21 protein-coding genes and 1 rRNA gene are annotated in these 24961 nt (G+C 68.4%); 8 read left to right on the top strand and 14 right to left on the bottom strand.

All coding sequences use genetic code 11. The features are described from left to right. From ACZ42X_RS08150 to thyX, 4 genes are all read right to left on the bottom strand, one after another. Nucleotides 1-76, bottom strand: a 16S ribosomal RNA gene (locus ACZ42X_RS08150); the annotation flags it as partial. A gap of 521 nt (nt 77-597) precedes the next feature. Beyond that, the gene (locus ACZ42X_RS08145) at nt 598-2283 is read right to left on the bottom strand and encodes a ribonuclease J (protein ID WP_361429047.1); all 1686 of its coding nucleotides are present in this window, start codon (nt 2281-2283) and stop codon (nt 598-600) included. Nucleotides 2284-2411: 128 nt separating this feature from the next. Further along, nucleotides 2412-3311 carry a 4-hydroxy-tetrahydrodipicolinate synthase gene (dapA, locus tag ACZ42X_RS08140; protein ID WP_361429049.1) on the bottom strand — a complete coding sequence of 300 codons (900 nt, stop codon included), beginning with the start codon at nt 3309-3311 and terminating at the stop codon, nt 2412-2414. Nucleotides 3312-3523: 212 nt separating this feature from the next. Beyond that, nucleotides 3524-4264, bottom strand: coding sequence for an FAD-dependent thymidylate synthase (gene thyX / locus ACZ42X_RS08135; RefSeq protein WP_361429051.1), 741 nt, complete (start codon nt 4262-4264; stop codon nt 3524-3526). A gap of 170 nt (nt 4265-4434) precedes the next feature. On the opposite strand from thyX, the gene ACZ42X_RS08130 reads away from it, so the two are divergent. Both ACZ42X_RS08130 and ACZ42X_RS08125 read left to right on the top strand, forming a co-directional pair. Then, nucleotides 4435-4674, top strand: a complete 240-nt coding sequence (locus ACZ42X_RS08130; protein ID WP_361429053.1) for a hypothetical protein — start codon at nt 4435-4437, stop codon at nt 4672-4674. A gap of 96 nt (nt 4675-4770) precedes the next feature. Further along, nucleotides 4771-5319 (top strand): hypothetical protein, encoded by a 549-nt coding sequence (locus ACZ42X_RS08125; protein WP_468285561.1) that lies wholly within the window; start codon nt 4771-4773, stop codon nt 5317-5319. Here ACZ42X_RS08125 and ACZ42X_RS08120 read toward each other — a convergent pair. The 6 genes from ACZ42X_RS08120 to eccD all read right to left on the bottom strand — a co-directional run bounded on the left by ACZ42X_RS08120 (nt 5309) and on the right by eccD (nt 12469). Then, entirely contained in the window at nt 5309-5764 is a 456-nt protein-coding gene (locus ACZ42X_RS08120; protein WP_468285558.1) for a hypothetical protein, read from the bottom strand. The genes ACZ42X_RS08125 and ACZ42X_RS08120 overlap by 11 nt on opposite strands. After that, a complete protein-coding gene (dapB, locus tag ACZ42X_RS08115; protein ID WP_361429059.1) occupies nt 5764-6519 on the bottom strand; it encodes a 4-hydroxy-tetrahydrodipicolinate reductase in 756 nt (251 codons plus the stop codon). Before dapB ends, ACZ42X_RS08120 begins: the two co-directional genes overlap by 1 nt. Nucleotides 6520-6558: 39 nt before the next feature. After that, on the bottom strand, nt 6559-7938 hold the full coding sequence (locus ACZ42X_RS08110) for a M16 family metallopeptidase (RefSeq protein ID WP_468285554.1): 1380 nt from the start codon (nt 7936-7938) through the stop codon (nt 6559-6561). Then, entirely contained in the window at nt 7935-10160 is a 2226-nt protein-coding gene (locus tag ACZ42X_RS08105) for a polyribonucleotide nucleotidyltransferase (protein ID WP_468285551.1), read from the bottom strand. Before ACZ42X_RS08105 ends, ACZ42X_RS08110 begins: the two co-directional genes overlap by 4 nt. 352 nt (nt 10161-10512) lie before the next feature. After that, nucleotides 10513-10803, bottom strand: a complete 291-nt coding sequence (rpsO, locus tag ACZ42X_RS08100) for a 30S ribosomal protein S15 (protein WP_003958228.1) — start codon at nt 10801-10803, stop codon at nt 10513-10515. 166 nt (nt 10804-10969) lie between these two features. Next, on the bottom strand, nt 10970-12469 hold the full coding sequence (eccD, locus tag ACZ42X_RS08095) for a type VII secretion integral membrane protein EccD (RefSeq protein WP_361429065.1): 1500 nt from the start codon (nt 12467-12469) through the stop codon (nt 10970-10972). 361 nt (nt 12470-12830) lie between these two features. Here eccD and eccCa point away from each other — a divergent pair, with 361 nt between their 5' ends. The 6 genes from eccCa (at nt 12831) to ACZ42X_RS08065 (ending at nt 21942) form a co-directional block, all read left to right on the top strand. Next, a complete protein-coding gene (gene eccCa / locus ACZ42X_RS08090; RefSeq protein ID WP_468285547.1) occupies nt 12831-16796 on the top strand; it encodes a type VII secretion protein EccCa in 3966 nt (1321 codons plus the stop codon). Between the two features lie 13 nt (nt 16797-16809). Next, on the top strand, nt 16810-17364 hold the full coding sequence (locus ACZ42X_RS08085) for a hypothetical protein (RefSeq protein WP_468285545.1): 555 nt from the start codon (nt 16810-16812) through the stop codon (nt 17362-17364). A gap of 67 nt (nt 17365-17431) precedes the next feature. Beyond that, a complete protein-coding gene (locus ACZ42X_RS08080) occupies nt 17432-17938 on the top strand; it encodes a hypothetical protein (RefSeq protein WP_468285542.1) in 507 nt (168 codons plus the stop codon). A 12-nt stretch (nt 17939-17950) separates the two neighbouring features. Further along, nucleotides 17951-20236 (top strand): hypothetical protein, encoded by a 2286-nt coding sequence (locus tag ACZ42X_RS08075; protein WP_468285539.1) that lies wholly within the window; start codon nt 17951-17953, stop codon nt 20234-20236. After that, nucleotides 20233-20898, top strand: a complete 666-nt coding sequence (locus ACZ42X_RS08070; protein ID WP_468285537.1) for a hypothetical protein — start codon at nt 20233-20235, stop codon at nt 20896-20898. The genes ACZ42X_RS08075 and ACZ42X_RS08070 overlap by 4 nt, the downstream gene beginning before the upstream one ends. A 36-nt stretch (nt 20899-20934) precedes the next feature. Continuing rightward, nucleotides 20935-21942, top strand: coding sequence for a hypothetical protein (locus ACZ42X_RS08065; RefSeq protein WP_468285534.1), 1008 nt, complete (start codon nt 20935-20937; stop codon nt 21940-21942). A 125-nt stretch (nt 21943-22067) separates the two neighbouring features. On the opposite strand, the gene ACZ42X_RS08060 is transcribed toward ACZ42X_RS08065, so the two are convergent. From ACZ42X_RS08060 to ACZ42X_RS08045, 4 genes are all read right to left on the bottom strand, one after another. Next, nucleotides 22068-22586, bottom strand: coding sequence for a hypothetical protein (locus ACZ42X_RS08060; protein WP_468285531.1), 519 nt, complete (start codon nt 22584-22586; stop codon nt 22068-22070). A 261-nt stretch (nt 22587-22847) separates the two neighbouring features. Next, nucleotides 22848-23147 carry a WXG100 family type VII secretion target gene (locus ACZ42X_RS08055; protein WP_468285528.1) on the bottom strand — a complete coding sequence of 100 codons (300 nt, stop codon included), beginning with the start codon at nt 23145-23147 and terminating at the stop codon, nt 22848-22850. A 78-nt stretch (nt 23148-23225) separates the two neighbouring features. Next, complete coding sequence (locus ACZ42X_RS08050; RefSeq protein WP_468285525.1) at nt 23226-23588, bottom strand: WXG100 family type VII secretion target; 363 nt, start codon at nt 23586-23588, stop codon at nt 23226-23228. Between the two features lie 110 nt (nt 23589-23698). Then, nucleotides 23699-24961: a S8 family serine peptidase gene (locus ACZ42X_RS08045; protein ID WP_468285522.1), complete on the bottom strand. Its 1263-nt coding sequence runs from the start codon at nt 24959-24961 to the stop codon at nt 23699-23701.

The raw sequence follows: 24961 nt of genomic DNA, 5'->3' as shown, positions 1-24961 counted from the left end.
GGGTTCATCGTTCGACTTGCATGTGTTAAGCACGCCGCCAGCGTTCGTCCTGAGCCAGGATCAAACTCTCCGTGAATGTTTTCCCGTAATCGGGATGACACCACGAGAGCGGTGCGATCGGGAGGAATAATCCCGGTCGCACACAGCGTCCTCGCTGTGTGCCTTCCATTGGAAGGACTTTTCAAAGGAACCTCGCCATCCGAAGATGGACGGGGTATCAACTAATCTGGCGTTGATTTTTGGCACGCTGTTGAGTTCTCAAGGAACGGACGCTTCCTTTGTACTCACCCTCTCGGGCTTTCCTCCGGGCGCTTCCCTTCGGTCTTTCGTGTTTCCAACCTTACCAGATTCTTTTTCCGTTCCGTTTCCGGTTCGGATTCAGTTTCCAGTGGCCGTTGGAGGGCCTTTGCCTTTCGGCTGCCTTTCGACCGGACCGACTTTATCAGAGATTCTGAGTCGGTATTTCCGGTCCTCCGAGGACCCTCGCTGGCACACGGATGTGCCGGGTTCCCGGTCAGGCGGAGCCGTAAACGTACTGGAGCGGGGCGCCCCGATGCAAATCGAGGTGCCCCGCTCCAGGTCGGGCCCGACGGGGCGTCAGACCTCGACGACCACAGGGAGGATCATCGGGCGACGGCGGTAGGTGTCGGAGACCCACTTGCCGACGGTGCGGCGGATCAGCTGCTGGAGCTGGTGGGGCTCGGCGACGCCGTCGGCAGCCGAGCGGGCCAGGGCTTCGGCGATCTTCGGGATGACCGCGTCGAAGGCGTTGTCCTCGATGCCGGAGCCGCGGGCGTGGATGTTCGGTCCGCCGGTGATCTTGCCGGTGGTGGAGTCGACCACCACGAAGACCGAGATGATGCCCTCTTCGCCGAGGATGCGGCGGTCCTTGAGGTGGACCTCGGTGACGTCGCCGACCGACAGTCCGTCGACGTACACGTAACCCGCCTGGACCTTGCCGACGATCCGGGCGCGGCCCTCGACCAGGTCGACCACGACGCCGTCCTCCGCGATGACGATGTGGTCCTTGGGGACACCCGTCAGCGCGCCGAGCTCGGCGTTGGCGCGCAGGTGGCGCCATTCGCCGTGGACCGGCATGAGGTTGCGCGGCTTGCAGATGTTGTAGAAGTACAGCAGCTCGCCGGCCGAGGCGTGGCCCGAGACGTGGACCTTGGCGTTGCCCTTGTGGACGACGTTGGCGCCCCAGCGGGTGAGGCCGTTGATCACGCGGTAGACCGCGTTCTCGTTGCCCGGGATGAGGGAGGACGCCAGGATCACCGTGTCGCCCTGGACGATGCGGATCTGGTGGTCCCGGTTGGCCATGCGGGACAGGGCCGCCATCGGCTCGCCCTGGGAACCCGTACAGACCAGCACGACCTCGTGGTCGGGAAGATCGTCGAGCGTCCTGACGTCGACGACCAGACCCGGCGGGACGCGGAGGTAGCCCAGGTCACGGGCGATGCCCATGTTGCGGACCATCGAGCGTCCGACGAAGGCGACCCGACGGCCGAACTCGTGGGCCGCGTCGAGGATCTGCTGGATGCGGTGGACGTGGCTGGCGAAGCTCGCCACGATGATGCGCTTCTGGGCGCCCGCGAAGACCGAGCGCATGACATTGGAGATGTCGCGCTCGGGCGGGACGAAGCCCGGGACCTCGGCATTCGTGGAGTCCGACAGCAGGAGGTCGATGCCCTCCTCGCTGAGCCGGGCGAAGGCGTGCAGGTCCGTGAGGCGGTTGTCCAGCGGGAGCTGGTCCATCTTGAAGTCGCCGGTGTGCACCACCATGCCCGCAGGGGTGCGGATGGCGACGGCCAGGGCGTCCGGGATGGAGTGGTTGACCGCGATGAACTCGCAGTCGAAGGGGCCCAGCCGCTCGCGGTTCCCCTCGACGACCTCGAGGGTGTACGGGCGGATGCGGTGCTCCTGGAGCTTGGCCTCGATCAGGGCGAGGGTCAGCTTGGAGCCGATCAGCGGGATGTCCGGCTTCAGCCGGAGCAGGAAGGGGACGCCACCGATGTGGTCCTCGTGGCCGTGCGTGAGGACGATGCCCTCGATGTCGTCGAGGCGGTCCCGGATGGTGGTGAAGTCCGGCAGGATCAGGTCGATGCCGGGCTGCTCCTCCTCGGGGAACAGGACACCGCAGTCGACGATCAGCAGTCGGCCGTCGTACTCGAACACGGTCATGTTCCGGCCGATCTCACCGAGACCGCCGAGCGGGGTGACGCGCAGGCCGCCCTTGGGCAGCTTCGGGGGCGCGCCCAGTTCAGGATGCGGATGACTCAAAAGACTCTCCTCACCACACGCGCCACGTACCGCTTGGGCACGTGGCGCGCGTGACATTCGTGCACTTGCTGTTGTCTGTTATTGATCTTGTGTTCAGTTGTTGGGCTATTCGGTTATGAAGTCTGTTGCTACAGCTGTACCCCGCCGGCAGCGAGATCGATCTTGAGCTGGGCGGTTTCCTCCGGGCTGAGCTCCACGAGCGGCAGGCGCAGCGGCCCGGCCGGGAGGCCCTGGAGGGCGAGGGCGGCCTTGGTGGTGATCACGCCCTGCGTACGGAACATGCCGGTGAAGACCGGGAGCAGCTGCTGGTGGACCTCGGTCGCCTTCTGGACGTCGCCGGTGAGGTACGCGTCGAGGAGGGCGCGGAGCTCCGGGGTGACGACGTGGCTGACGACGGAGACGAAGCCGCAGGCGCCGACGGAGAGCAGCGGGAGGTTGAGCATGTCGTCGCCGGAGTACCAGGCGAGGCCGGAGCGGGCGATGGCCCAGCTCGCGCGCCCGAGGTCGCCCTTGGCGTCCTTGTTGGCGACGATGCGCGGGTGGTCGGCGAGGCGGACGATCGTCTCGGTGTCGATCGGGACGCCGCTGCGGCCGGGGATGTCGTACAGCATCACCGGGAGGCCGGTGGCGTCCGCGATGGCGGTGAAGTGGCGGAAGAGGCCCTCTTGCGGGGGCTTGTTGTAGTACGGGGTGACGGCGAGCAGGCCGTGTGCGCCGGCGCGCTCGGCGGCACGGGCGAGCTCGATGGAGTGGTGGGTGTCGTTGGTGCCGATGCCGGCGACGACGTGGGCGCGGTCTCCGACTGCTTCGAGCACGGCCCGTACGAGCTGCTCTTTCTCCGCGTCGCTGGTGGTCGGGGACTCACCGGTGGTGCCGCTGATGACCAGGCCGTCGTTGCCTGCGTCCACCAGGTGGGTGGCGAGCCGCTGTGCGCCTTCGAGGTCGAGTGCGCCGTCCGCCGTGAAGGGCGTGACCATAGCGGTGAGGACCCGCCCGAAGGGGGTCTGCGGAGTCGAGATCGGAGCCATGGGTAACACGCTACTCGTTGCTCAGCGCGTGGGGTCCCCTCGGGGGACGCTTGGGGAGGTGGAGCCCGGCACTGCCTGCTCGGGGGTTCAAGCAGTGCCGGGTCCGTTTGATCAGCCTAGATGAACTTCTCGGAACGTCGCAATACGGACACTTCGGGCACCCTGTGCGCGGGTTCCCGGCCGCGGTCCCCCCGCGGGCTCCGGGCCGCCGTTTACGGGGCGACGCGGCCGTTGGCGTTGAAGGCGGCGTACGTGAGCGGCATCAGGCGCGCCCAGTGCTCCTCCATCTTCTCGCCGACCATCTCGATCTCCCGCTGCGGGAAGGACGGCACCTTGGCCAGCTCGTGCTGGGTGCGCAGGCCGAGGAAGTGCATCAGCGAGCGGGCGTTGCAGGTGGCGTACATGGAGGAGAAGAGGCCGACCGGCAGGACCGAGCGGGCGACCTCGCGGGCGACGCCCGCCGCGAGCATCTCCTGGTACGCCTCGTACGCCTGGACGTAGGAGGACTCCATCGTGCGCTCGACGAGCGCCTGCTGCTCCTCGGTGCCCTCGACGAAGACGTACTTGCCCGGGCGGCCCTGCTGGACCAGCTTGCGCGAGGTGTCGGGGACGTAGAAGACCGGCTGGAGCTCGCGGTAGCGGCCGGACTCCTCGTTGTACGACCAGCCGACGCGGTGGCGCATGAACTCGCGGAACACGAAGATCGGGGCGCTGATGAAGAACGTCATCGAGTTGTGCTCGAAGGGGCTGCCGTGCCGGTCCCGCATCAGGTAGTTGATCAGACCCTTGGAGCGCTCCGGGTCCTTCTGCAGCTCGTCCAGGGACTGCTCGCCGGCCGTGGAGACGCGGGCCGCCCACAGGACGTCGGAGTCGGCGGCGCTGTGCTTGACCAGCTCGACGGTCACATCGCTGCGGAAGCTGGGCTTGAGGTCTTCGGCGGGGGTGTCGCTCACCGGCGGGGGTCCTTCCAATCGCGTCGCTCGGGCGGCGCCCACTCTACGTCGCGGCACCGACAGCACATGAATCCCTGGAATTCGGGCACCGAAAGGGGCACCAAACCGCTGCTTCATGCGTCTGACCCGGTAGCAGTGTCCGTCACGAGTTTCAAGGAGGGTTCTCACACATGTTCGGCCGGCGTGAGGCAGTCCCGTTCGCCTTCGTCGCGGAGGCCGAGCGCTTCCGCAGTAACGTCACTCCTCCGCCCCGCGAGCGTCCCAGCCTGTCCGAGGTCGCCGGTCGTACGCTGATCGGGCTGACCGTCGCGGCCGGGCTGATGGGATCGCTCCTCTTCGGGATGCCCGCACTGGAGAGCGGCCCCTCGGCAGGTCACACACAGCAGTCCGAGGCCTCCCAGGGCCGGTGAATCCCTGCGGCCACCCTGCGGTGGCCGGTCCGGAAGGTGCTGGGTAGCCTCACCGGGCACAGCCCCATCGAGCGTGTGTATGAGTGAGGATCCGTCGTGCCCCTGCCCTTCCTGACGGCCGACCGTGCTTTCGACACCAGCGAGGACGTCGCCCTTCCCTACGAGGACCACGACCAGTGGCGCCGTCCGTACCGGCCGGGGCCCTGGCGGGTGGGGGCCGCGGCGCTGGCGCTGCTGCTCGCCTCGTTCGTCCTGCTGGCGTCGATGATCATCGCCTTCGCCGGGGCGCTGCCCGGGGCGGCGGTCTGCCTGGGGTTGGCCGCGCTGGTGATCGGCGCTGCGCTGCGGCTGCTGCGCATGGGTACGTGGGTGAGCCGCGCGGGCGTGCGCCGGGTGGGGTTCTTCCGGACGGTGACCGTGCCGTGGGGACGGATCTCCGCGGTGCGGACGGTGCAGCAGCCCGTGCGGTGGCTCGGGCTGCCGCGCACCGTCCAGGGGCAGGTCCTCGTGCTCGTACGGCAGGGTGGTGAGCAGCTGGCGCTGCTCACCGACCACAACGCGGACTTCCTGGCGCGGGTCGAGGCGTATGACCGGGCGGCGGCCCGGGTGATGGCGTGGAGCTCGGAGTACGCGCTCAGCGACTGACCGGGCGCCGGCCCTCGTGGAGGGCGATCGCGTGCTGCATCGCCTTACGAGCGCGCGGGGTGTCGCGGGCGTCGTGGTAGGCGACCGCGAGGCGGAACCAGCAGCGCCAGTCGTCCGGGGAGTCCTCGGTCTCGGCGCGGCGCCGCGCGAAGACGGCGTCGGCGGCCTCGCGGTCGACGCGGCCGCTCGGAGTGCGCTTCAGCTCGTCGGCCGGGAGACCGCCCTCGGCTTCCAGTTCGGCGGCGAGGCGGTTGGCCTTGGTGACGAATTGGGTGTTCTTCCAGAGGAACCAGACACCGATGACCGGCAGGACGAGCACCGCGCAGCCGAAGGTGACGGTGAGCGCGGTGCCCTGCTGGATCAGCATCACGCCACGGCTGCCGACCAGGACGAAGTAGACGACCAGGACGGCAGCCGTGAGGAAATACGTGAGCTTGGCGCGCATCAGCCCAGGTCCAGGAAGTTTTCCAGGCCGAAGGTGAGGCCCGGGGTGGTGACCACGCGGCGGGCGCCGAGCAGGATGCCGGGCATGAAGCTGCTGTGGTGCAGCGAGTCGTGCCGGACCGTCAGCGTCTCGCCCTCGCCGCCGAGCAGCACCTCCTGGTGGGCCAGCAGGCCCCGCAGGCGTACCGCGTGGACGGGGACGCCGTCGACGTCCGCGCCGCGCGCGCCGTCCAGGGCCGTCGCGGTCGCGTCGGGCTGCGGGGCGCAGCCGGCCTCGGCGCGGGCGGCGGCGATCAGCTGGGCGGTGCGGGTCGCGGTGCCGCTGGGGGCGTCCACCTTGTTGGGGTGGTGGAGCTCGACGACCTCGACGGACTCGAAGTAGGGCGCCGCGATCTGCGCGAACTTCATGGTGAGGACCGCGCCGATGGAGAAGTTCGGGGCGATGAGGACGCCCGTGTCGGGCGACTCCTCCAGCCAGCCGGACAGCCGGGCGAGGCGCTCCTCGGTCCAGCCGGTGGTGCCGACGACGGCGTGGATGCCGTGGCGTACGCAGAAGTCGAGGTTGTCCATGACCGAGTCGGGGGTGGTGAGCTCCACCGCCACCTGGGTGCCGGTCTCGGCGAGGGTCTCCAGCTTGTCGCCCCGGCCGAGGGCCGCGACCAGCTCCATGTCCTCGGCGGCCTCGACGGCGCGTACGGCCTCGGAGCCGATGCGGCCCTTGGCGCCGATGACCGCGACGCGCAGCTTGCTGCTCATGCTCGTACTTCTTCCTTCGGTTCCATGGCGGATGTGCGGTTACGCGACCACGTCGTGGAGGCGGTCGGCCTGCTTGTCCTTCAGGGGGCCGATCACGGACAGCGACGGGCGCTGTCCGAGGAGCTCGGCGGCCACGTCCCGTACGGCGTCGGGGGTGACGGCGGCCATCTGGGCGAGCATGTCGTCGACCGACATCTGGTCGCCCCAGCACAGCTCGCTCTTGCCGATGCGGTTCATCAGGGCGCCGGTGTCCTCCAGGCCGAGGACGGTGGAGCCCTTGAGCTGGCCGATGGCGCGCTCGATCTCGTCGTCGCTCAGGCCCTCGTGCGCGACCCGGTCGAGCTCGTCGCGGCAGATCCTGAGGACGTCGTGGACCTGGCTGGGTCGGCAGCCCGCGTACACGCCGAACAGGCCGCAGTCGGCGAAGGCCGAGGTGTACGAGTAGACGCTGTAGGCCAGGCCGCGCTTCTCGCGGACCTCCTGGAAGAGGCGCGAGGACATGCCGCCGCCGAGGGCGGTGTTCAGGACGCCCAGGGCCCAGCGGCGGTCGTCGGTGCGGGCGATGCCCGGCATGCCGAGGACGACGTGGGCCTGCTCGGTGCGGCGGCTGACGACGTCGACGCGGCCCGCGGTGCGGATGGCGCGCCGGCCGTCACGGGGGGCGACGGGGACGGCGTCGGTGCGGGTGAGGGCGCCGGCCTTCTCGAAGGCGCGGCGGACCTGGCGTACGACCGTGGCGTGGTCGACGTTGCCGGCGGCGGCGACGACCAGGTGGGTGGGGTCGTAGTGCTTCTTGTAGAAGCGGCGGATGCGGTCCGCGGTGAGCGCCTCGATGGTGTCGACGGTGCCGAGGACCGGGCGGCCCAGCGGGGTCTCGCCGAACATCGTCTTGGCGAACAGGTCGTGGACGACGTCGCCCGGGTCGTCCTCGGTCATGGCGATCTCTTCGAGGATCACGCCGCGCTCGGCGTCGACGTCGTCCTGGAGGATCAGCGAGCCGGTGAGCATGTCGCACACCACGTCGATGGCGAGCGGCAGGTCGGTGTCGAGCACGCGCGCGTAGTAGCAGGTGTACTCCTTCGCCGTGAAGGCGTTCATCTCGCCGCCGACCGCGTCGATGGCGGAGGAGATGTCGAGGGCGGACCGCGTGCGGGTGCCCTTGAAGAGGAGGTGCTCCAGGTAGTGCGTGGCGCCGTTGAGGGCGGGCGTCTCGTCGCGGGAGCCGACGTGCGCCCAGATGCCGAAGGTGGCGGAGCGTACGGAGGGCAGGGTCTCGGTGACGATGCGCAGGCCGCCGGGGAGGGTGGTGCGGCGGACGGTGCCGATGCCGTCCTTGCCCGGCAGAAGCGTTTGGGTACGGGCGACGGCCCGCGCCTCCGAGGAGGTGCGGGCCGTCGCCTTCGAACTACGGGACGTCACTGGTCGGTGTCGTCCTTCGTCTCGCCCTCGGCGGCGGCGTCCTCGTCCGCCATCACGGGGACCAGGGAGAGCTTGCCGCGCTGGTCGATCTCGGCGATCTCGACCTGCACCTTGGCGCCGACCGCGAGCACGTCCTCGACGTTCTCCACGCGCTTGCCACCGGCGAGCTTGCGGATCTGCGAGATGTGCAGCAGGCCGTCCTTGCCGGGCATCAGGGAGACGAACGCGCCGAAGGTGGTGGTCTTGACGACCGTACCCAGGTAGCGCTCGCCGACCTCCGGCATGGTCGGGTTGGCGATGCCGTTGATCGTGGCGCGGGCGGCCTCGGCCTGCGAACCGACCTGGGCACCGATGTAGATGGTGCCGTCGTCCTCGATCGTGATCTCGGCGCCGGTGTCCTCCTGGATCTGGTTGATCATCTTGCCCTTGGGGCCGATGACCTCGCCGATCTTGTCCACGGGGATCTTGACGGTGATGATCCGCGGGGCGTTGGGGGACATCTCGTCCGGGCGGTCGATCGCTTCCATCATCACGTCGAGGATGTGGAGGCGGGCGTCGCGGGCCTGCTTGAGGGCCGCGGCCAGGACGGAGGCCGGGATGCCGTCCAGCTTGGTGTCGAGCTGGAGGGCGGTGACGAACTCCTTCGTACCGGCGACCTTGAAGTCCATGTCGCCGAAGGCGTCCTCCGCACCGAGGATGTCGGTGAGGGCGACGTAGTGCGTCTCGCCGTCGATCTCCTGGGAGATCAGGCCCATGGCGATACCGGCGACGGGGGCCTTCAGCGGCACACCGGCGTTCAGCAGCGACATGGTGGAGGCGCAGACCGAGCCCATGGACGTCGAACCGTTGGAGCCGAGGGCCTCGGACACCTGGCGGATCGCGTACGGGAACTCCTCGCGCGACGGCAGCACCGGCACGATCGCGCGCTCGGCGAGCGCGCCGTGGCCGATCTCGCGGCGCTTCGGGGAGCCGACGCGGCCGGTCTCGCCGACGGAGTACGGCGGGAAGTTGTAGTTGTGCATGTAGCGCTTGCGGGTCACCGGGGAGAGGGTGTCCAGCTGCTGCTCCATGCGGAGCATGTTGAGGGTGGTGACGCCCAGGATCTGGGTCTCGCCACGCTCGAACAGCGCGGAGCCGTGCACGCGCGGGATGGCCTCGACCTCGGCGGCGAGGGTACGGATGTCCGTGATCCCGCGGCCGTCGATGCGGACCTTGTCCTTGATGACGCGCTCGCGGACCAGCTTCTTGGTCAGCGCGCGGTACGCGGCGGAGATCTCCTTCTCGCGGCCCTCGAACTGCGGGAGCAGCTTCTCGGCGGCGATCTCCTTGACGCGGTCCAGCTCGGCCTCGCGCTCCTGCTTGCCGGCGATGGTCAGGGCCTGCGACAGCTCCGACTTGACGGCGGTGGTGAGCGCCTCCAGGACGTCGTCCTGGTACTCGAGGAAGACCGGGAACTCGCCGACCGGCTTGGCGGCCTTGGCGGCCAGGTCGGCCTGGGCCTTGCAGAGGACCTTGATGAACGGCTTCGCAGCCTCGAGACCGGCGGCGACGACCTCCTCTGTGGGGGCCTCGGCACCGCCCTTGACGAGCTCGATCGTCTTCTCGGTGGCCTCGGCCTCGACCATCATGATCGCGACGTCGCCGTCCTCCAGGACGCGGCCCGCGACGACCATGTCGAAGACGGCGTCCTCGAGCTCGGTGTGCGTCGGGAAGGCGACCCACTGGCCCTTGATCAGGGCGACACGGGTGCCGCCGATCGGGCCGGAGAAGGGCAGGCCGGCCAGCTGCGTGGAGCAGGAGGCGGCGTTGATCGCGACCACGTCGTACAGGTGGTCGGGGTTGAGCGCCATGATCGTCTCGACGATCTGGATCTCGTTGCGCAGGCCCTTCTTGAAGGAGGGGCGCAGCGGCCGGTCGATCAGGCGGCAGGTGAGGACGGCGTCCTCGGAGGGCCGGCCCTCCCGGCGGAAGAAGGAGCCGGGGATCTTGCCGGCCGCGTACATCCGCTCCTCGACGTCGACCGTCAGGGGGAAGAAGTCGAGCTGGTCCTTGGGCTTCTTGGAGGCCGTGGTGGCCGACAGCACCATGGTGTCGTCGTCCAGGTAGGCCACGGCGGAGCCGGCGGCCTGCTTGGCCAGGCGGCCCGTCTCGAAGCGGATGGTGCGGGTGCCGAAGGTGCCGTTGTCGATGACGGCCTCGGCGTAGTGGGTCTCGTTCTCCACTAGCGATTTCTCCGTTTACTTGTCGTCTTTGCGTCCCCAGACGCCCGTGTGGCGGGGGACGGGGCGGAGAAGCGCGCCTTGTGTGCGGGCCGGTCTTCGATCGAAGCACCCGGGATGTCCCTCCCGGGGGCCACTACCGAGGACCGGCGACGGCGAGGGGCGCCTCTCCCAGCCAGCCTTGGCGGCTTTTATGGCGTTTTCGTTATTGCGTTGTGCGACCAGATTACTGAGCTTTGGCTCAGGTTGGCATTCCCACTCACAGCGCGTACACCCCTTGGGGGCCGTACGCCACTTACAGCAACAGCAAAGGGAGCGGCCCCATCAGCGTGGGAACCGCTCCCTTCACGGCGACTTACTTGGCGCCGCCGGCCGCACCGCGGCGGATGCCGAGGCGGTCGACCAGCGCACGGAAGCGCTGGATGTCCTTCTTGGCCAGGTACTGCAGCAGGCGGCGGCGCTGGCCGACCAGGATCAGCAGACCCCGGCGGGAGTGGTGGTCGTGCTTGTGGGTCTTGAGGTGCTCGGTCAGGTCCGAGATGCGGCGGGAGAGCATCGCGACCTGGACCTCGGGGGAGCCGGTGTCGCCCTCCTTGGTGCCGAACTCGGCCATGATCTGCTTCTTCGTAGCGGCGTCGAGAGACACTCGGTACTCCTCATTGGTGTTCGATGCGCCTGCGAGTGCCCCTGGTCTTGGTCTCAGGGGAGCTTCGGTGACTCGGAGGCGAAGGCACGATGGGCGCTGCACTCCAGAGAGCGGTCTCTCCGGGTGCGCGTACACAAACGGCCGTCACACAGCGTACCAGGCCCGGTCAGGACGTCAGCGCACGGATGGAGTGGTAGACGTCGAAGACCGCCAGGCACAGCGGTACGAGGGTGAGGAGCACGAAGGACTCCGCGATCTCCAGGAACCGGCCCCAGAAGGGCGTGACGCCCTTGCGCGGCACGATCAGCCCGATCGAGACGATCAGCGCGGCCACGGCGGCGACCGCCGCGGTGAGCCAGATCGTACGGATGTCCAGCGCGGTGCCGTCGCCCCGCAGGGCGTCGCGGATCAGGGTCGCCGGCGGGTTGAGGCACAGCCCCAGGCCCAGCAGGACGAGTGACCCGAGGCCGGCGGCGAGCGCACAGCCGACCTGGGCGGTGTACCGGAAGAGGTGGGCGCGCATCAGCATCGCGACGCCCGTGGCGAGGGCCAGCAGCTGCCCCCACACGTTGTCCGAGAAGCCGAGGACCGCCGAGGCGCCGACGGCCAGCAGCGCGCAGCCGCCGACGAGCCCGACCAGCAGCTCGTGGCCGCGCCGGGCCTGGGCGGCGATGCGCTCGGCGTCGACGGGGCCCTGGTTCTCGGGCTCGGCCCCGTAACCGCCGACGGAGGTGCGGGGCGGGTCGAAGCCGATGGGGAGGCGGGCGAAGCGGGTGGACAGGCCCGGCAGGAAGGCGAGCGCGCCCACGGCGAGCGGGGCGCAGACGGCGGCGGTCTCGGCGGGCGTGATCTCGGTGGTGATGGCGACGAAGGTCACCAGCAGGCCGACGGCCGAGGCGAAGACGAACGCGACGAAGGGGCCGTCGCCGCCGGGGGCCACGATCGTCAGGATCACGGAGACGACCAGGACGGCGGCGCAGGCCAGCAGGAACTGCAGCTTGCCGATGCCCTGCCCCGCGGTGAGCGGCAGCAGGCCGGCTCCGCCGACCGCGGCGTTCGCCATGGCGCCGATGCCCAGCGCGATGGCCGAGCCGCGGTCGTCGTAGACCCGGGCGCGCACGCCGGCGAGCGCGAGCAGCAGGACGCCGGTGATGCCGGCGAGGATGCCCGGCAGGCCGTTCATGTCGTGCCGCGGGTCGGCCGTCCACAGCACGAAGGCGACCAGCACCAGCAGCACCGAGCCGCCGAAGAGGCCGGCGCCGCGCATCAGGGCGTCGGACCACAGGGTGCGGTCGCGGGCTACCGCGGAGGCGACCGCGTCGGCGACGTCGTCGAAGACCGCCGGGGGCAGCGACTCGGCGAAGGGGCGCAGCGAGAGCAGCTCCCCGTCGAGGATGCGCTGCGCGGCCAGCGAGCGCGCGCTGTCGAGCACGGTGCCGTCGCGGCGCACCAGGTGGTAGCCGACGGGGGCGCCGGGCGCGGGGCTCTGGCCGGACAGCCTGAGGACCTCGGGGTAGAGGTCGGCGACCGGGATGTCCTCGGGCAGTGCCACGTCGACGCGGCCGTCGGGCGCGACGACCGTGACGCGGCAGAATCCCGTTCCGCCGCCGGACGGTGTCGCGGGAGCCGGGTGACCCGTTCCGGTGGCCGCGGCTGGGGCCGTCATACTCACCTGCTGCTTCCCCTCGTGGATGTCGTGCGTGGATGTCGTGCGTGGATGTCGTGCGTGGATCGTCGTCGAGGCGTCGGAGACGGCCTCGGGCGTCGAGGCGTCGGGAACGACCTCGGACGCCGAGGTGTCGGAGACGACCCCGGACGTCGAGCGTCGCCCACGTCGTCGAAGTCCTGCCGTGGCGCTCCGAATGACCCATTTGTTTGCGGAGGTTCACAGGTGCGCCACCATTTCGCGCCACCCTACCGCCCACCCGTAACCCCCCTCACAAGTAGGATCCCTCCCCGCGGACGGAACCCGTCGCCACGGGGGCGCCGATAGGAACGTTTCCGTCCGCCAAGGGAATTGGTGAGCTGTGAGTCAAATCATCGTCAAGCGCCCACCACGGGCCCTGCCGTCCGAAGTACCCGGCGAGCAGGTGCAACTGCAACCCCCTCCCGAGCTGCCCAGAGGGCAGCAGGAGGGCGTCCTCATGCAGTTGCTGCCGACGCTCGGCATGGGTGGTTCGGTCGTCTTCTTCTTCATGACCCCGAACCCGGTCATGCGGATCATGGGCATGGTGATGATCGCCTCGACGGTCGCCATGGCCATCGCGATGATGGTGCGCTACCGGCGCGGCACCCAGGGGCAGCTCGCCGACCTGCGCCGTGACTACCTCAAGTACCTGACGCAGACCCGCCGTACGGTGCTGCGGACCGCGCGCCTCCAGCGCGACGCGCAGTTCTACCTGCACCCCTCCCCCGAGCAGCTGTGGGCGCTGGTCGCCGAGGGCAGCCGCGTGTGGGAGCGGCGCGTCGCCGACGACGACTTCGCGCAGGTGCGCATCGGGCTGGGCAGCCAGCAGCTCGCCACCCCGCTCATCGCCCCGGACACGGCGCCCGTCGACGAGCTGGAGCCGCTCACGGCCGGCGCGATGCAGCAGTTCATCAACGCCCACAGCACCCTGGAGGGCCTGCCCATCGCCGTGTCGCTGCGCGCCTTCTACCACCTGACGGTGAGCGGCGAGGCGGAGTCGGCGCGGTCGGCGGCGCGCGCGATGGTCGGCTCGCTGGCGTCGCTGCACTCCCCCGAGGACCTGGTCATCGCCCTCGCCGTGGGCCGCGAGAGCGCCGGCCACTGGGAGTTCGCCAAGTGGTTCCCGCACGTCCAGGCCCCCGGGGCCGGTGACGGCGCGGGCTCGCGGCGGCTGATCACCACCGACGCGCGCGAGCTCGACGAGCTGCTCGGCGCGCGGCTGGAGGGCCGTCCGCGCTTCGGCGGCAACCCGCTGCTGGACCAGCCGCACGTCGTGGTCGTCCTCGACGGCCAGTCCATCCCCTCCGTGTCGGCGCTCGCCACGCCGGAGGGCCTGCAGGGCGTGACGATCATCGAGGTCGTGGCCGGTGAGATCACCGGGCCCCGCGGTGGCCTGTCGGTCGTGGTGCACCCGGACTCGCTGCGCCTGGAGTCGGCGCACGGCATGGTGTACGAGGGCGCCCCGGACCGGCTGAGCCTGGAGGCCGCCGAGACGCTGGCGCGCCAGCTCGCGCCGCTGCGGGTCGGCTCCGGGTCGGACGACGACGAGCCGCTGCTGGCGAACCTGGACTTCACGGACCTGCTGAACCTCGGCGACGCGGCGTCCGTCGACGTCAGCCGCACCTGGCGGCCGCGCTCGCAGTCGGAGCGGCTGCGCGTGCCGATCGGTGTGGGCGAGGACGGCACGCCGGTCATGCTGGACCTGAAGGAGGCGGCCCAGGAGGGCATGGGCCCGCACGGCCTGTGCGTGGGCGCCACCGGTTCCGGAAAGTCGGAGCTGCTGCGTACGCTCGTGCTCGGTCTGGCGGTCACGCACTCCTCGGAGACGCTGAACTTCGTCCTCGCGGACTTCAAGGGCGGCGCCACCTTCGCCGGCATGTCGCAGATGCCGCACGTGGCGGCCGTCATCACCAACCTGGCGGACGACCTGACGCTGGTGGACCGCATGGGCGACTCCATCCGCGGTGAGCTCAACCGCCGCCAGGAGATGCTGCGCGACGCGGGCAACTACGCCAACATTCACGACTACGAGAAGGCGCGTGCCGCCGGAGCCCCGCTCCAGCCCATCCCCTCCCTCGTGCTCGTCATCGACGAGTTCAGCGAGCTGCTCTCCGCCAAGCCGGACTTCATCGAGATGTTCGTGCAGATCGGCCGTATCGGCCGGTCCCTCGGTGTGCACCTGCTGCTCGCCTCGCAGCGCCTGGAGGAGGGCCGGCTGCGCGGCCTGGAGACGTACCTGTCGTACCGGATCGGTCTGCGGACCTTCTCGGCGGCCGAGTCCCGCGCGGCGCTCGGTGTGCCCGACGCCTACGAGCTGCCGAACGTGCCCGGCTCCGGCTTCCTGAAGTTCGGTACGGACGAGATGGTGCGGTTCAAGGCGGCGTACGTCTCCGGCGTGTACCGCGAGAACGCGCACGCCGCCGTGCCGGGCGGGCCCCTGCCGGTGGACCGCCGTCCGGCGCTGTTCACGGCCGCGCCGGTGCCGGTGCACTACGTCCAGCCGGCCGCGCAGGCGCAGGTGCCCGAGCAGCGCGCGGCCGAGGACGACGCGCTCGCCGACTCCGTACTCGACGTGATCGTGCGACGCCTGGAGGGGCGGGGCGCGGAGGCGCACCAGGTGTGGCTGCCGCCGCTGGACAACCCGCCGCCGCTGGACGAGCTGCTGCCCGGCCTGACCGGTGTGCAGGGACGCGGGCTGACACAGCCCGGGTACGAGGGGGCGGGGCGGCTCGTCGTGCCGCTCGGTGTGGTCGACAAGCCGTTCGAGCAGCGCCGCGACACGCTGTACCGGGACTTCTCCGGTGCGGCGGGCCACATGCAGATCATCGGTGGTCCGCAGTCCGGCAAGTCGACGCTGCTGCGGACGATCATCTCGGCGTTCGCGCTGACGCACACGCCGCACGAGGTGCAGTTCTACGGCCTGGACTTCGGTGGTGGCGGTATGGCGTCCATCGCCGGCCTGCCGCACGTGGGCGGGGTCGCCTCGCGCCTGGACCCGGAGAAGGTGCGGCGTACGGTCGCCGAGGTGTACGGCATCCTGGCGCGCCGCGAGGAGTACTTCCGCAGCGCGGGCGTCGACTCCATCGCCACGTACCGCAGGCTGCGGGCGCGCGGCGACATCTCGGTGACGGAGCAGCCGTGGGGTGACGTCTTCCTCGTCATCGACGGCTGGGGCAACTTCCGTACCGACTACGAGAACCTGGAGCACGCGGTGCTCGACATCGCGGCGCGCGGTCTGGGCTACGGCATCCACGTGATCCTCACCGCCTCGCGGTCGATGGAGGTCCGGGCGAACCTCAAGGACCACCTGATGAACCGCCTGGAGCTGCGGCTCGGCGACACCATGGACTCGGAGCTGGACCGCAAGGCGGCCGTGAACGTGCCCACGGGTGTGCCGGGGCGTGGTCTGACCCCGGAGAAGCTGCACTTCATGGCGGCGGTGCCGCGCATCGACGGCATCAACTCCGACACCGAGCTGTCGGAGGCCGCCGCGGCGATGGCGCAGGAGGTCGCCCGGCACTGGACGGCGCCGGGCGCGCCGCAGGTGCGGCTGCTGCCGCGCGAGCTGCCGGCGCAGCAGCTGCCGGCGGGCTTCGTGGAGCCGAAGCGGGGCGTCGCCTTCGCCATCGACGAGAACAACCTGGAGCCGGTCTACGTCAACTTCGACCGCGACCCGTTCTTCCTGGTGTTCGGCGAGAGCGAGACGGGCAAGTCGAACCTGCTGCGGCTGCTGATCAAGCAGCTGAGCGAGCGGTACGACGGGGACTCCTGCAAGTTCTTCGTGGTCGACAACCGGCGCGCGCTGCTGGACGTCACTCCCGCCTCGCACCTGGCGGAGTACGTGCCCATGTCCAACAACATGGACCACCACGTGGACGCGCTGGCCGACCTGATGCAGCGCCGTACGCCGTCGGCCGACGTCACGGCGCAGCAGCTGCGGGACCGCAGCTGGTGGCGGGGCCCGTCGGTGTACGTCGTGGTCGACGACTACGACCTGGTGTCGACGTCGAGCGGCAACCCGCTGGCCAAGCTGACGGAACACCTGCCGTTCGCGCGGGACGTGGGCGTGCGCTTCATCATCGCCCGCAGCGCGGCGGGCGCGAGCCGGGCCTCCTACGAGCCGTTCCTCCAGCGGATGATGGAGCTGGGCGCCCAGGGTGTCCTGCTTTCGGGTGACCCGCAGGAGGGCGACGTCCTGGGCGGCGTCCGGATGCGTCCCATGCCGGCGGGCCGGGGCATCTTCGTCTCCCGTCAGCGGGGGAACCCGCTGGTGCAGACGGGGCTGATGCCGGAGCTGCTGGGATGAGGGGACTGCTCGGATGATCGGGTTGATCGTCTTCATCTCGACGTTCGCGGCGCTGTTCCTCGCCGCGGCGATCTTCGACGTGCCGCGCAGGCTCTGGTGGCGCTTCCGGGCCCCTCACTTCGACAACCCGGAGGCGCACGAGCCGCCGGACTCGGCCTTCAGGTGGCGGCGGATCGGCCTGGTGGTGCTCGCGGGCTTCTTCGTGTGGCAGGTGGTGGTGTTGCTGCGGGCCGCGGGTGTTTTCGACTCGGGGCCGGATCACGCCGAGACGCTCAAGCGGGTGAGGTACGCGGCCGCGAATCTGGAGACCGATGAGGGCCAGGGCCGCTCCAAGGGGCTGGGGAACTCGTGGGACGAGTTCATCAACCTTCGGCTGCGCGGTCCCGGTGACGACCCCCAGGTACGACTCGTCACGAAAGACGGGGACGTGGAGAAATACGAGGTCGCCGGCATTTGTCTGACGGTGACGGCGACGCCCTTGCCGGGACAGTCGGAAGTGACGCACGCCGTGGGCGTCAACCTCTTGTACAGCATCAAAACCGACGTCCAGGACAGTCCTTGCAAGTAGTCGCAAGGGCTCAATAGGTTCATGCCACATGAGGCGCGCGGCAGGCGCGGGGGAAGGAGCCCGGACGATGGCGTGGGACGAATGGGAGCAGCTGAAGGAATCGGCTGCCGAGCGGCAGCCGACCGGAATGCGGTTGAACGGACTGCCGCCCGAAGACAGGCCCAACGCGGGCGAACCCACGGGCGATCTCGAGGTTTCCCAGAAGGACCTCGCCGCGATCGGCGACGAGGCCTTCAAGCTCTACAACCGCATGTGGAAAGAGGCCCGGGTCGCCGAGACCGACGCGTCCGGAACCGCCTTGTCCAAGGAGGGCTTCGCGCTGGGCGGGGCCTTGAAGCATGTAGCCGCCCGCTGGGACAGGCAGCTGGGCAGTCTCATGGACGCCTGTGCGCTCATCTCGAACCACATGGACTTCACGACGAAGGCGCACCAGGGCGACGAGATCTACATCGAACGTCACGTGAGCAGCATCGCCACGCTTGACGCCGGCTTCGACGAGTCCTACGCACCACCGGGCAAGGACAACAAAGTGCACGGTGAGAAGAAGGACGACGAGAAGGACAAGAAGGACTAGGGGGATCAGCCGGTGGATTTCGAAGATCTGCACTCCGCGAATTTCAAGCCGCTCGACGACACGGTCAGCGACTGGACGACCATGCTGACCAAACTGCAGCAGCTGGCGACGGACGCGAAGGACGGGCTCGTCGGCAAGGCCAACAAGGCGAACTGGGCGGGATACAACGCCGCGGTCTCCCGGCAGTTCATCACCAAGACCGCTGGCGAGTTCTCCGACGCGCACACTCAGGCGACGTCCATCCTCAACATCCTCCGCGACTCGCGCGACGAGCTGAAGACTCAGCAGCGGCTGCTCAGGGAGGCCATCGAGCGGGGGCGGACGAAGCACCTCACGGTCACGGTCAGCGGTAGCAGCTTCAAGGTCGACGCGAACCCCGACGCCAAGGACGTGACGCAGAAGGACATCGACGGGCTGCGCGACGAGCTCCAGGGGATCCTCGACAAGGCGAGCGAGATCGACAACTCCGCCGCCACCACCCTGCAGGCGCTGGTCGACCTCACCGACTACGGCTTCTCGGAGGCGAAGTACAAGGACCGCGACGCCGCGGCCGCCGCCCTCAAGGAGGCGGAGGACCTGGCCAAGCTGGCCAAGAAGAAACCCGAGGACCTGACTCCCAGCGACTTCGACCGGCTCAACGCCGGCCTGCAGAAGCGCTCCGGGGACCCGTTGTTCGCCGAGCGCTTCGCGGAGCAGCTGGGGCCGAAGGGGACCCTCGACTTCTGGGCGGGCATCACCGACATGTCGCGGAATTATGACGTCTACCACGACCGGCACGAGCAATACGACGACCTCCAGAAGAACCTCAGCCTGACGCTGGCCACCGCCTCGCACGCCGACACCCCCGAGATGTCGAAGTGGAAGTACGACATGGCCGACCTCGGCGGACAGCCCCTCAACAAGCACAGCGGCGTGCACGGCTTCCAGGTGATGAGCAACCTGATGCGCTGGGGCGACTTCGATGACGGGTTCCTCAAGGATTACGGCACCAAGCTGATGCAGGTCGAGAAGACCCGCAGCGACAACGGCAGCCAACCTGCCTGGCAGCACCACATGATTGGCCCCCAACTCAACCGGACCGGCACGGATTCTGGCGCCGACCCTCTGGTCGGCTTCTTGAAGGCCCTGTCCAACAGCCCGGGCGCTGGTCCCGACTTCTTCAATCAGCGGTTCCTGTCGAAGGACGACGACCACGAGTTCTTGTACGACAGCAAGGACAAAAACGAGTACAAGGGCCGGAAAGAACTCAGCAACTTCCAGTACCTCTTCGAGGAGCGCCACTGGCCACCGGAGGTGGACCGCAAGGGCGAGGACAGCATCGAGGGACGCAACAACCTGGCCCTGGCCTTGGAGGCCGCGGCAACCGGCCACCGGGCCGGGGAGATGCCCACCGCCGACACTCCGGCCCACAACGCCGAGCAGGCCAAGCTGGTGGAGGACATTTTCGCTTCGGTTTCCGAGGTTCCCGAGCGCGTCACGAAGTACGGCTACATGTCCGACAGCCTGGGCCAGATCGCGGCTGAGTACATGCCGGACATCCACCGGACACTGAGCCCGGTGCAGGGTAACAGGGACAACTTGTTCCCCGTTGCTGGCGAAGCGGCCAATCTTCAGGAACGCGACGTCACACGTTTCCTCTACACGCTCGGCCAGAATCCGGAGGGATATGCGGCGATCAACGTGGGACAGCACAGCTACACCACGAACGTGATGCAGTATCACTTCGCTCACCCCAACGCATTTCTTGAGGACTCGAAGTTTCCGTCAAACGATAACCTCAAGCTCACAATCGAGCATGTTGCCACAGTGGCTGGGGAAATCGAGGGAACGATCGGTGCAGGCCGCGCCTACGCTAACGAATTGGAAGGCGGTGCCGAGGACAAGGACTTCAACGATGCCCTGGCGAGCCTTGAAACCTGGGCAGGCGCCGGTGTGGGAATCGGAGTTGGGTTGGTGGCGACCCCGGCCATGGGGCCAGGAGGAGTCATTGCTGGCGGGATTGCCGAGACGGCTGCCGGCGAGATCATCGGCGCCATCATAGAGGGGTCAATGCAGGACAGTTCTAGCGAGGCCATCTACCGTAACGGAGAAGATATCGACGACACGAGGCAATCCACATACGCGTTGGTCGAATCGGCCGCCCAGAAGGCTGGGGAAAGCGCTAAAAACCCCTCTCCGCATATCGTTGCTTCAGTTGCAGCCGCGACAGAGAGGGGCTTCAACAATGCCCACACGAACATCGGGAACTTCCTGGACGGCGAAGGAAAGCCGCGAGAACTGGACACGAAGAAGGAATGACAGTGCTTCGCACATCAAGAAGATTCATTGCCTCGATTATCGCCTTGGCGATGGTAACCCTGTGCGCGGCCATCGTCTACGCCTTCGGGTTGCCTCCCTTTGAGCGGCGCGGAGAAATCAAGGCTAGCGACGTCTGTGATGCGCTGGGGGACTCGTCCCGCGCCGCCCGCGCTCTTGACGCGACCCTGCCCGACGAACCCGAATACAGCTTCAAGGAGTCGGTGAACGGCGATCCCGTCACGCTAGGGGGATCGATTTTTTCAGTCCACTGCCAAGTGTACGGAGAGGACCGCATTCTTTTCCGAACCAGGGCGGAACTCGGGCTGATCGATGAGCCATCGAATGACTGGGTGCGCAAGGTAATCATCGACTCGCCCCCAGAAGACGTCGACAACTTCGAGGCTGGCAGCAGGGGAGTACTCGGGGGAGGCTCGGCAGCCATTCTTGTTCCCTGCACTTCACCCGGGACGATTCCCGGAGGCATCTGGAGTCTCAGCGTGGAGGCACAACTGTACGACTATGAGCGGCCGGCCAGCCAAAAGGACCGCCAGGCATTGACCGACCTCACCGTCGGCGCGGCGCAGTACGCGCACAAGAAGGCCGGATGCAACCTCCCCTCGCGGCTCCCGGCCAAGGCGCCGAAAGTCAGCGCCGAAAAGTAACCGGCACGCGCGGCCCAACGATGCAGGAGAAGTCCGATGAAGGTGATACGACGGTGGGCTCTCTGGGTCGCGGTCCCGCTCGTGCTGGCCACCCTCGCGGGATACGGCTGGTACCGGCTTAGCGACACCGGCAAGCGGTGGCGGTACGAGAACAAGCTCAAGACGTACTGCGACGGCGTCCTGCCGTATAAGGAGACCGTCGCCTTCACCGGGCTGGACCACGAGCGCGGACTGCGCAACGACATCCGTCACGGTCGGGACGAGCAGGGCTATGACTTCTGCTGGGTCGGGGACGTGTACGTCACCGTCAGTCGCCTGCCGGCTCACGACCTCCTCAGTGAAAACGACTGGAAGTACTACCTCCCCAAGAACAACGCCAAGGCGCTGCCCATGCCCCTGGGTGGCGGCTGGCGCGGCTTCACCGACTTGCGGAACACGGCCGTCGTCCTCCCTTGCCGTAACAAGGGCACCATGTTGGTGGTCACAGCGGTCGAGGACGAGTCACGTAGGCCCGGAAAGGTCGCCAAGTTCGTGACCGCCACGGCGGCGAAGGCCGCCGACCGCTGGGACTGCGACGCCACGCTCGGCGGGCCGTTGCCGCCCCTACCACGGGCGGGAGGTGACACGGCCCCGAGCACGGCCCAAGGGACCTGTGCGGGCTTGCCGTTCACCCGAGAGGAGCTGATCTCGGGGGTGGTGGAAACACCAACGAGTGGTGACGCGCCGCTCGAGGTCTGCGTCGTCCTCGACGACGCGAACTTCATGAGGCGTCAAGAGCTCTACTACCTGGAGGCCGCCTTCGGCCCCTACGCGGCTCATCGACATGCGCGGGCTCCGTACGTGGCGGAGGAGCCGGCGGGCGGCTCCGAGGAGAGCTACTGGGCGAGCGCTCGCTGTCCCGACGACAGTTTCCGTGCGATCTTCCGCATCCGGCCGCAAACGGACACGACCAACAACCCGGGATTCGCGAAGGCCGCCCTCATGGCGTTCGCCAAGCGGGCCGCTCAGCAACACGGCTGCACGGATCTGAAGCTGCCGCGCTAGGCCGCGCAGATGCGCGTGGCGCCGCCGGGGCTCCGGCCGCTCCCCTCGCGCGCCAGGTGGATCTTCCGGTCGGCCTGGTCTCCGGACCGGCCGAGGGCCGGGGCTGCGGGCTCGGCCGGTAGGCCCTAGCAGCCCGCCTCGGCGCCGCTGTTCACGAACGAGTTGATGTCGATCGAGTAGCCGGCCCCGGTGGTGAGGTCGGGCCGGTTTCCGTAACCGTCCTCCGCGAGGCGTTCGGCGGTGAGGAAGACGATCTGCAGGGCCATCTTCTCCCTCACGAAGCACAGGTCGTCGGGCAAGGCCTCGGGGTGCGGGTTCCATCCGTCCCGTACCGCCGCCGTCCGGTAGTGCGCGGCCACTTCGGCCTGTGTGCCGGGGAAGGCGTAAGTCCGGCTGGCGTACACCGAGACATCGCCGCTGTCCGCCCAGCAGCCGGCGTCCACCTTCTCGAAGCCCTGGGCGACGGTGGCCCGCGCGGGCCGGGAGTCGAGGATGTCGAGCGCCGCCAGCTTCTTCACCTGGTCGTGGGTCCCGTCGCAGTCCTCGGCGAGTGCCATCAGGGAGCAGCCGGTGAGTCCTGCCGTGAGCGCCGCGGTCGACAGGAGCAGGGATATCGGGCGGGTGATACCCGACCGCAGAGGCACAGCGGGCTCCAGAGCGAAGGCCGGGGCGGTCAGAGGAGGCGGCCGCCGGACGGGATGGTCATCCGTGCCAGCTCCTCAGCGGGCACCGCCCAGTTCTACCAGGCGGCCTTCGGCCTCCCCCCGTGCCCGAGGCGAGCCAGTCACTGTGACGACAGCGCCTCGACTGAACCACACAAAAGAGTGAGGGTGGGCATCTCCCGCGCATGCCCACCCTGCTACTCGTCCTGCGTGCCGCTCAGGCCCTCACCGGGCCCTTGGGACTTAGAAGTGGCTCGCGGCCTTGCGGTCGCCAGCCTGGTACGCCGGGCCGGCCTCGCGGACAGCCTTGGCGATGCCCTTGAGGGCGTTGTGGATCGCGCGCGTCTCCTGGTCCCACTTGGCGTGGGCGCCGTCCGCGGCGGTCTTGGCCTCACCCTCGAAGGTGTTGGAGATGCTCCTGATCTTGTTCTGGATCGCGTCGAGAGACGCGTCCAGGCGGGCCGCCTGGGCCTCGATGGTCGATGCCGCCTGCTCGAGCGAGGCGTAGGTGACGACCATCACGCCGTCGTTGGACTGTGCCACGGTTCCTCCAAATACCGATTGAGGCGTGTGTTCTCTGTACTGATCGCGGTCGCGGTCGCGGGATGACGACCTGTGCGCTTAGTAGCTGGCGATGTTCGACGTCGCGCGGCGCTCCGCACCCGCGTCGCCCGAGAAACCGCCGGTCACGTCAACGCCACGCAGGGCCTGCTCCACCTCGTCGTCGGTGTTGCCGGCGGTCGTGCGGGTGACCTGGATCGCTTCCTGGAAGTTCAGCAGCAGCTTCGCGATACGAACCATGCCCTGGTTGATCTCGTTCTGCTTGACGTCGAAGGCGCCGGCGCCGATGCCCTTCCAGTTGCCTTCGAGGCTGTCGATGACACCCTGGAGGTTCTTCAGCTGCGCCTTGACGTCGTCGAAGTTCCGGGTGATTTCGTCCTGGAAGTCCTTGAGACTTGCATCGCCGACCTTCTGGACTGCCATGTGTCGCTCTCCCTTTCTTGGGTTTCCATTGCACCGCGGACTGTCGGTTCAGCTGTCCGCGGAGATGGTCTTGTGGGTTACCCCTGTGGGGGCCTGACGCGGCCGCAGCGTCAGGCGGTACGCCGCCTACGGGCCACGAAGACGCCCGCGCCCGCGAGGACGGCCACGACTGCGACTCCGCCGATGATGAGGCCCAACTGGCCGTTGCCGTCCGCCTTCTTGCTCGAAGAGCTTGCCATGGCCGCGTCATCGGCAGGCTTGTCCTTCGGGGCCTGTGACGAAGCTGGTGCAGAAGGAGCCGACGAAGCGGACGAGCCGGGCTTGCCGCCGACCCGCTCGTTGGTCAGCGGGCTGATGTTGGGGTCACCCGGCTTTCCGAGCCCCCGGTTGAGGGCTGCGTTGGGGCGCACGACGCCGTGGCCGAGGTACGTGCTCACGGAGCCGGGCTTCCAGTCTTCGCCGCGCGCGGCGGACTCGAACATGACGCGCAGCACCTGGTTTCCGGTCCAGTCGGGGTGCTTGGACCAAATCAGGGCGGCGGTGGCGGACGCGAGGGCGGTGGCGGAGCTGGTTCCGCCGTCGCCGTCGCAGTAGACGTCGAAGGCTGTGTCACACCAGCCGGGGATGTCGTCGGCGGGAGCCGCGATGTCGATCCACTCGCCGTGCTGGGAGTAGTCGGACACCATGCCATCGGGGCCGATGCCGGCGACAGCGATGGCCTCCGGGTAAGCAGCCGGGTACTGCTTCTTATTGCCCTTCTTGGCACCATTGCCGGCACCGGCGAAGAGCAGCTTCCCCTTGCTCTGGGCGTACTCGACCGCATCCCTGATATCGGCATTGTAGTAATCGCTGGCCATCGAGACATTGATGATTTGGGCATCACTGTCCGCCGCCGCACGAATCGCCTCTCGCATGTCGAAGGCGTTGACCTTCTCCCTGTTCTGAAGCTCGGTATCGGATACCCGGTACGGAATAATCTTGGCCCCTGGTGCGAGGCCCTTCAGCCCACCACCGTTGCCAGTGCCTGCAATGAGTTCAGCCATCGACGTGCCATGTCCATCGAAGTCGTCGGTCGCTTCGCCCTTGACGCCAGTGAAGTCCACGCCCTTCAGCACTTGCCCCTTGAGTGAGGGCGTGGAGGGATTGACACCACTGTCAATAACCGCGACCTTGATGCCTTCGCCGGTGGCCGTTTTCCAGATCTCATCGGCATGCATCGACTCCAGGTACCACTGCCTCGACTGAGGGTCGGTGATAGTCGCCGCTGTGGCGGTACCGCCGATTCCCACCGACCAAGCTCCAGCCGCGGCCACGGCGCAGAGCAGGCCACGCCGCACGGTGTGCTTACGGACCTGACTCATCACTGGCGTCAT

The sequence above is a fragment of the Streptomyces sp. NPDC030862 genome (assembly GCF_055571835.1).
The sequence above is the reverse complement of the archived record's forward strand: the minus strand, read 5'-3'. Positions and strand labels throughout refer to the sequence as shown.